Below are 7,705 nucleotides of genomic sequence, written 5' to 3'. Positions count from 1 at the left end.
GATGCTGCCGATCCTGGCTATCCTACTGCTCAAGTCCGGGCTGATGCTGAGGTGTGCACCAGAGCGACACCGTGAGGTCAGGCCGGGCTCTTCGGAGCACTATCCTTGCCCCCGGATTTGAGCTTTTTCGACATCGCCTCGAGTCGCTTCCGCAACTCCTTGCCGGGTTTAAAACGGACCACAAATTTCTCTGGGACCCTGATCTCCGTTTTTTTCTTGGGGTTCATCGCCCGCCGCGATTTCCGCAGCTTTATTTTGAAAACCCCGAAATTCCTGAGCTCAATTTTGTGTTCAGTGGTCAGGATATCGATGATGGCGTCGAACGTCCGCTGAACAACCTCTCGCGTCTGCGACTGGGGGAGTCCGAGTTCCTCCGCAATCTGCCGCACGATATCTCGCTTGGTCACAATTGGCTCCTCCGATCAGCTCCGGCCGAATCGATTCGACACTGTTCCGTGTTGCTACCAGCCAGTTGTAACATTAGGCCAGAGCGAAACTAGTGTCAAGTCCCCGATTCTCGCGGAACCAATCCGAAGCCGTTCCTTGAACACGCTTTGACGATCTCGCAGCCGCCCTGCGGAAGGCTCTCTCGGCTCCGAGGCACCAACTCGCCTGGCGCAAAGTCCGAAGCTGCACGGAGCGTGCTTGCTGCTTCTCTGCTCACAACCAATATCGGCGCAAACTTCGGAAAACTCTAACCAGATTGAAAATTCCGCGCGACCGGTGTTCCGCCCCGCCAACCTGGATACGTCAATCGCGTCAATAACCCTCAGAAAAGGAGGACCAGATCCGCCAAGGCACTTCCCCGAGAGTCTGGCCACCAGAACACGAACGGCTCCGGCTGGCGCTCAGAGGTCCACGCAGGTGCCGCAAGGCACCACAATTGCCTGGCTTACCGCAACACGCATCGGGAGAATGTCGGTTTCAAATGTCGATGAGCCCGGCTAATCGCTCGATCTCCTCTCGCGTGTGGAGCCGTCCCCGTCCACAACCGGGACAGGTTCGGCACACTTTCTCCCAATCCCGTTCGCTCCGCAATTGAGAAGGCCAGAACGGAAAAGATCGGCACTGCCGTGGACGCACTTCGTACACCAGACATTGTCGGCTATAGAGGTCCAGGAAAACACAGTCCCCGTTCGGCCGCTCCACAAGACTTTTCTCTCCGCCGGGTAGCTCGCGAACGAACTGGGCCTCGAATTCCTCCACTTCCATCTTCAACCGATCGGCCAGTGCCCGAATTTCTTCCTCCGTCACGTACACATAACCTGGCTGCCCCGAACAACAATAACCACACCCCGTGCATTCAAAGCGCAATCCGGCCGCGTACCACGGTTCGGAGGGAGTCCGGAGTTTGGAAGTCCGTCTGGCTTGCGTGCTGGTCCTTTTCATCCTTTCAGGTCCCCAAAAAACGTGCGAAAATTTTGCGGTCTAATTTTCCGCCAATGTGCGCTCCTGGCTCGGTCGGAGCAACGCATCCACTCCGCCCGGCCAGAGGCCATAGGCCACCGCCAAAATCTTCAGCGGGTGAAGTGTGGGCTTGGCCGTGGCTTGCTCCATCTGGATCCGGCAGGTGCTGCATTCTGTGACTCCAGCATCCACTTGGGGATCCCGCATTGCGTTGACAAGCGGCCATCCGACCCGGAGGCTGGTGCGATAGTGGACGTGTTTGAGACCGTACGTCCCGGCCATCCCTGAACATCCGTCCGGTCCCTTCGCTATGTGAAGTCCAGGGACCAGTTCGAGAAGTTGACGTCCAGGCTGTCCAACACCGAGCGCCCGAAGGCGACAGGGCCAGTGATACATCAATCTCAGCGGCAGTTCCCGGAAGTCTAACCGCAACTTCCCTGCTTCATAGAGTCGGTACAAATAATCGCAGGCGTCAAACGTGTGCGCGGCGACGAGCTTCGCGTCCTCGTCATCGAGAACCTGGGGATATTCCTGAGTGAGGCTGAGGGCCGCCGCCGGCTCCGCAGTCACCACGTCGTACCCCTGACGAACAGCTTCTGCCAATACAGCCAGGTTGCGACGTGCCACACGCCTGGCGTAATCGGCATCTCCTGATGTGAGCGCCGCTGTGCCGGCAGTTCTCTGGTCGAGAGGCACGTAAACCCTGATTCCGTTGTGCTCAAACACCGCAATCAAAGCCTCAGCCAGGCGATGATCGAACCAGGTTGCGAACACATCGACAAAGTAGGCCACTTTGGCTCCGGGATCGCGCACCGGTCGGTGAAGCCGACGTCTCGCGGCAATCCGGAGAAAGCTCGTTTTTTGCAGACGGGGCAATTTGCGTGCGTGGTCAATACCGGCAACCTTTTCCAGGAGCCACCGACATTGCCTATTTTGCAAGGCCCAATTGACAAAGGGTGCCACGCGGGCCCCCCATGTCGCTAATGTCTCCACCCGATTGAGTAGCCAGTCCGAGAAAGGAAGACCATGGGCAGCAGTATTCGCCGTTTTGGCTTCCAGCATGAGGTGCGGCACATCCACCTGGGCGGGACACTCCACACGGCACATGTGGCAGTGTACACACAGGTCGGCAATCGCGCGAAAGGTGTCTTCGGTGACGGTCTCGAGCGGCAAGTCTCCCGTTAAAATGGCCCGGACCAGAGTCACCTTGGCTCGAGGGGATGCCTCTTCAAAGGGCTGGGCGCGAAAGAGCGGGCACATCCGCAGTCCGGATTCCTGGGTCCGGCAATAACCGCACGCAGTACATTGAGACACTACGGATGCAACCGCCTGGGGGTGCCAATCCAGTTGGGAAACGAGGATATCCGGCAAACGCTCATCCGCCCTGTTGCCTTCGAGAGAAGGATCCGTCTCCTCACCTTCCACCAAATCCCCGCGATCTAATGCCGTCCGTCCGTTTGTGGCTCCAGACTGCTGGTTCTGGGAAGCTGTGTCGGTGGGGGGCCAACACGCCGAATTCCTTTCCACAGTCGCCCCAGAGTCACGCGTAGTTACATAGTCGAGCGAGTCTCCCAGGCCCGCAGAATTCGTCACCGCAACAGTGGGAGCAGTCCAATCGGCCCCCACGTGATGGCTCACACAGCGCCACCACTCCCTGGTGCTGGAATCGGCGACAATTTTTCCGGGATTCAAAAGCCCCAGGGGATCGAATATTTTTTTGAGCTCCACAAGGAGCGCGTATTCCGGTCCCCATTGTCGAGCCAGATAGGCACTGCGACTCAGCCCGCATCCCCGGCCCAGACCCAGCCCCCCACCACAGTTGAGGACATGGTCGTAGACAGCCTCGCAGACCTGGCGTATGCGCTGAGGATCACCCAGTTCCGACTCCCGAAGAAACGGTTGGAGATAAATCTGTCCCTGACTGACCTGACAATACACGGCGGCAGAGACTTCCAGCTTGTTGAGGAGGTGTTGCAGGGCGAAGACGCAGGCGCCGAGCTGCTCGGGTGGAACGGTCACGTCGTCTGCTACCGGCAACGGCCACGATTTCCGTGATTCAAGATGGGGAATCGGTTGGGGAATTCTTGCCAGCTTCCACAGAAAATTGATTTCTGACTCGTCCGTTGTTATCCGCGTGGAAAACTCCAATCGCTTTCGCGTCCGCAGGTTTTCAATCAAGCCTTGAAGTTCCTGACGGGCCTCCTCGACATCCCGCCCCTCAATTTCGATGAGGACCGCCGCTTCGGCACTCTCCGGAATCAGGTGTTCAAACCAGGACTCTGCCTCGCGAGCAAGGCCCAGGTGACGGCGGTCCATCAGATCGCACGCCACCGGGCGAAAGCTCAATATTTCAAGCGCAGCATCGAACGCGGGCTCCAGTTTGTCAAAAAGCAAAAGTCCCACCGCCCTGCCGGGCAGCGCGGGGAGGGTCTCCAGTGTTGCCTCCACGATCACCGCCAGAGTCCCCTCCGATCCGGCCAGCAGCTTCGGCATGTTGAGTTTGCCGTCTCCAAGAACGCCGTCTAATCGGTACCCGGAGCGGAGTTTCGGTCGTCCTGGTTTTGTGCGGTTCTCCTCGTAGTTACGAAGTAACTGGGCGACCTGGAGCACGAGGCGACTTTTGGGGGCCAACGTCGGCGACGCCGCATGCTCTGCGAGAGATTCCTGGCCAAAATGGACGCGGGTGCCGTCGGCAAGACACACGGTCATTTCACGTACGTAGTCACCCAGCAGACCGTATTTGAGGGACCGGCTCGTCCAGGATCCCCGGGCGATCGCGCCGCCTAGCGTGGTCACCTCTGAATTGAACGGCTCTGGCGCCACTTTCCTGCCCAAGCTTTTGAGGTGGCGCTGCACGCGCTCAAACACAATGCCGGGTTGGACGCGAACGAATTGGCCGCGCTCCTCAACAGAGATCAGCCGCCGCATGTACGCAGAAAAGTCAAGCACGACGCCGGGCCCCAGGCACTCCCCCGCCATCCCTGTGCCTGCGCCCCGCGCGTGGACCGGGATGCGGTGTTCGGTACAGTACTGGAGACACGCCGACACATCGGCTGTGGATCGAGGCCGAACCACCACGAGGGGGCGAATATGAAAGATACTGGCATCCCGAGCAAACAATTCAAGCAGCACAGGCTCCGCCAGGACCCGTCCTTTCACTAAACCGGAAAGGTCCTCATAAACGCGGACCCGTTGTTGCTCCCAGGTATCGATCGCCATGCCATGACCACCCGAGAAGCGAACCGTCACTGACGGCCATTATAGATCAGCGTCATCACCTCCGCTCTGGTGGAAGGATTGGTGCGAAATGCCCCCCGTAAGGCCGACGTCACACAGACGGCTCCTGGCTTACGAATTCCCCGCACCGTCATGCAGGTGTGAATGGCTTCCACAACAACCGCCACTCCTTTCGCGTCAAGCTCCTCGATCAGCAGGTCGGCAATGAGTTCCGTCATACGCTCCTGGACCTGCGGCCGCCGAGAAACATCTTCCACCACCCGCGCCAGTTTGCTCAGGCCGACCACTTTTCCTCCCGGCAGGTAGGCAATATGCGCTTTGCCCATAAAAGGCATCAAATGATGCTCGCAGACGCTCTCGAAACTGATGTCCTTGACCACGACAATTTCGTCGTATTTCTCAGTGAAAACTTTCTTGAGATGCCGACGCGGATCCAGTCGCAACCCCCGGAACAGTTCAGCATACATGCGGGCAACGCGAGCCGGCGTCTCCCGTAGACCTTCCCGATCCGGGTCTTCACCTACAGCCAAAAGGATCTCTCGCACAGCCCGCTCGATGCGAGGCAAATCCACCTGATATTCCTGAGTCGCCAATTGTTTTTCTCTCGCCTGCTGCGTACTGGCCTCCTGGACCTCCCGCGACGATGGGCCTGCCTGAATATGGTCAACTTCTCGGTTCATCGGTGATCACCCTCAATCATATGGCACCGTGTGCTTCGTTTCCGAAAACCGTGACAACACAGAGTTTTGCTTGGGCTCAGGGCATCACATCGGGAGCAACGTCGCCCGGGCATGCCATGTGCTGGCGGCCGAAGTCCTCACATGCCATTACCGTAGGAGCGCGAGCTCTCTTCCAACTATCTCAGATTAATAATGATATCTTCCGGAAAGGTTCTGGACAGCTTATCTTTTGCGAAGAGCACGGCCGAGCCCTCTCACACGCATTACCCTCTCGATCAGCTAACAATTCGCAATTTCCGCGATTGGTCGCCCCGGGCACCATCATACCGCGCTTCTGGGGAACTCTGTAGAGACCGACGTCGGGCCCTGTGTGTGGGAAAGCAAAACGACCAAAAAGGGCCGATACTGGACAAGACCCGCCACGACCGGTATCCTACCGCAAGCCGGGGCGAGCGATGTGAGAAGCATCGCTCACGGCAATTGTGCGGTTCGCGACCACGGAGGTTCGCGAGGGAAGCAGGTCGTCGGAAGCGATTTCGACATTTTGCACCTGAGTGACAAGCGCGGTGCAAAATCTTTCGGATAAGGTAAACTCAGCTTTCATGTCGCGACATCAGCCAGATTTTATCAACCGGACTTTTCAGACAACGAGGAGGCACGTCATGCGCAGACGCGATTTTCTGAAAATGGGAGCGGCAGGTCTGACACTATCGACAATGCCCGGTTATGCCGTGGGCTTGACCCGAACAAAACCTCGCCGAATTGGCCTGATTGGATGCGGCTGGTATGGCAAGAGCGTCCTCCTCCGCTTCCTCCAGGTAGAACCGTGCGAAGTTGTGGCCCTGGCGGACGTGGATGGCCGAATGCTGGAGGAAGCGGCGCAGATTGTGGCGGAACGACAGAAATCCGGCAAAAAGCCGCAGACATATCGTGATTTCCGCAAGATGTTGGCGGAAAACGAATTCGACATCGTCCAGGTGTCCACGCCCGATCACTGGCACGCGCTGGCCGCCATTGAGGCCATGAAAGCGGGGGCGGACGTCTATGTGGAAAAACCGATCAGCGTGGACGTCATTGAAGGAGCCGCCATGGTGGCCGCCGCGAGGAAATACAACCGCGTGGTGCAGGTCAACACACAGCGGCGCAGCACCCCGCACCTCATTGAAGCGCGGGATCGTTTTATCAAAGAAGGCAAACTCGGCAAGATCGGTCATGTGGAGATTTATTGTTATTACCACATGAGACGGCGGGGACGCGTTCCCGACCAACCTCCGCCGGAGTACCTGGATTGGGATTTCTGGTGTGGTCCCGCACCCTACCGCCCCTATAATCCCGTCATTCATCCCCGCGGATGGCGTTCCTTCAAAGAATTCAGCAATGGAATCATCGGGGATATGTGCATCCATATGCTGGACATGGTCCGCTGGATGCTCGATCTCGGCTGGCCGAAACGTATTTCTTCGGCGGGTGGCATTCTCGTGGATAAAGACAGCATGGCCAACGTCCCGGACACGCAGACGGCCGTCTTCGACTTTGGCGACGTAACGGTCGTATGGCAACACCGGACATGGGGTAAGGCTCCGAATCCGGATTATCCATGGGGTGCGACCCTCTACGGGGACAAAGGTACTCTTCATGCGAGCGTGTTCCGCTACGACTTCATCCCGGAAGGGCAGGGGGAGCCCGTGCATCAGGACGTGCAGTACGAACTGGATCAATACCCCGAGGACCGGACGGAAAAGGACCTCGAACGTCACGTGGCGCCCGCGATCCGCAGGCACATTCGAAACTTCCTGGACGCCGTGGATTCCCGGAGCCGCCCGGTGGCCGATATCGAACAGGGTTTCATTTCCTCCGCTTGCTGCATCCTCGCCAATGTCTCCCTGGAACTTGGGCGCGACATCACCTGGGATCCGGAAAAGCTCCAGGCGGTCGGCGACGAAGCTGTCAACCAACGGCTGGCGCGCACCTACCGGGCCCCATGGCAGCACCCCGATCCCAACACGGTTTGATGACGCCCCGTTGATTATGTCCCCCCATTTACACGGGCATGCGATGGTTTCCTTGCTCTCCCCGTTGAGGGAGAGCTGACCAGCACCGAACATTACCGCCGTGCGCTTGATCTCTCTATCACGTGGTCTGGGCGCCGCGGATGGAGCAGTGTGTAACGCTTTCCTGTCCATGACTCCGCGAAAAGAACAGAGGTGACCGGATGTTGCGCTCCCTTACTGAAAGGAAAGGTTTTCTTGTCGGATGTGCGATCTTGAGTTCTCTGATTGCTGGTTGGCTTTCTCCGCCACGGGCAGTTTCAGCGGGGGAGGCAGCACCATCGGGCCAGGTCACCTTTTACGTTTCTGCCCAGGGAAATGATGAGTGGTCTG

The 7,705-nt window shown here is 58.2% G+C and carries 5 protein-coding genes; 1 reads left to right on the top strand and 4 read right to left on the bottom strand.

The window, feature by feature from the left end; all coding sequences use genetic code 11:
* Positions 1-77: 77 nt before the first annotated feature.
* The 4 genes from H5U08_RS06280 to folE all read right to left on the bottom strand — a co-directional run bounded on the left by H5U08_RS06280 (position 78) and on the right by folE (position 5,324).
* On the bottom strand, positions 78-407 hold the full coding sequence (locus H5U08_RS06280) for an HU family DNA-binding protein (RefSeq protein ID WP_297031349.1): 330 nt from the start codon (positions 405-407) through the stop codon (positions 78-80).
* Positions 408-924: 517 nt separating this feature from the next.
* On the bottom strand, positions 925-1,389 hold the full coding sequence (locus H5U08_RS06275) for a YkgJ family cysteine cluster protein (protein WP_297031347.1): 465 nt from the start codon (positions 1,387-1,389) through the stop codon (positions 925-927).
* Positions 1,390-1,428: 39 nt separating this feature from the next.
* A complete protein-coding gene (locus tag H5U08_RS06270; protein WP_297031345.1) occupies positions 1,429-4,626 on the bottom strand; it encodes an anaerobic glycerol-3-phosphate dehydrogenase subunit C in 3,198 nt (1,065 codons plus the stop codon).
* 26 nt (positions 4,627-4,652) lie between these two features.
* Entirely contained in the window at positions 4,653-5,324 is a 672-nt protein-coding gene (gene folE / locus H5U08_RS06265; RefSeq protein WP_297031343.1) for a GTP cyclohydrolase I FolE, read from the bottom strand.
* 662 nt (positions 5,325-5,986) lie between these two features.
* On the opposite strand from folE, the gene H5U08_RS06260 reads away from it, so the two are divergent.
* Positions 5,987-7,336, top strand: a complete 1,350-nt coding sequence (locus H5U08_RS06260; RefSeq protein WP_297031341.1) for a Gfo/Idh/MocA family oxidoreductase — start codon at positions 5,987-5,989, stop codon at positions 7,334-7,336.
* The last annotated feature ends 369 nt before the right edge of the window (positions 7,337-7,705 follow it).

Origin of the sequence: Thermogutta sp. (assembly GCF_014359955.1) — a bacterium.
Classification (GTDB): Bacteria; Planctomycetota; Planctomycetia; order Pirellulales; family Thermoguttaceae; genus Thermogutta.
Note: the sequence above shows the minus strand (reverse complement) of the source record. Positions and strands in the feature narration are given on the sequence as shown.

Excerpts from the sequence above, each read along its gene's own strand:
- H5U08_RS06275 (WP_297031347.1), bottom strand. The coding sequence starts at position 1,389 with ATGAAAAGGACCAGCACGCAAGCCAGACGGACTTCCAAACTCCGGACT.
- H5U08_RS06260 (WP_297031341.1), top strand. The coding sequence starts at position 5,987 with ATGCGCAGACGCGATTTTCTGAAAATGGGAGCGGCAGGTCTGACACTA.
- H5U08_RS06270 (WP_297031345.1), bottom strand. The coding sequence starts at position 4,626 with ATGGCGATCGATACCTGGGAGCAACAACGGGTCCGCGTTTATGAGGAC.
- folE (WP_297031343.1), bottom strand. The coding sequence starts at position 5,324 with ATGAACCGAGAAGTTGACCATATTCAGGCAGGCCCATCGTCGCGGGAG.